The sequence below is a fragment of the Streptomyces sp. NRRL F-6492 genome (assembly GCF_001280125.1).
Taxonomy (GTDB): Bacteria; Actinomycetota; Actinomycetes; order Streptomycetales; family Streptomycetaceae; genus Streptomyces.
On sequence record NZ_LGEG01000178.1, the window covers coordinates 1 to 278 of the forward strand.

The following is a 278-nucleotide window of genomic DNA, read 5'->3' on the forward strand; positions in this document are numbered from 1 at the left end:
GGATCACCGGCCGCTCGAACTCCCCCGCCACCTCACGGAAGATGTGCACCGCCTCGGACTCCAGCGAGTCCAGGTGCGACAGCGCGAACGAACCCTCGGTCGTCTCGTGGACGTGGGCGACAGTGGTCACAGCAGACCCTTCTCGGTGAGCAGCGCGTGGAGCTGCGCCGCGGACTCCTGCACGGTCTGGTTCTGGGACTCGATCCGCAGGTCGGGCGCCCCGGGGGCCTCGTAGGGGTCGTCGACCCCGGTGAGCCCGCTGATCTCGCCCGCCGCCT

The 278-nt window shown here is 70.5% G+C and carries 1 protein-coding gene and 1 pseudogene; both read right to left on the minus strand.

What is annotated here, in order from left to right; genetic code table 11:
- A pseudogene (locus tag ADL08_RS36630) lies at positions 1–130 on the minus strand (sulfate adenylyltransferase small subunit); the annotation flags it as partial.
- On the minus strand, positions 127–278 hold a 152-nt coding region (locus ADL08_RS14270; protein ID WP_159043071.1), incomplete at its 5' end, for an adenylyl-sulfate kinase. The pseudogene ADL08_RS36630 and the gene ADL08_RS14270, both read right to left, overlap by 4 nt.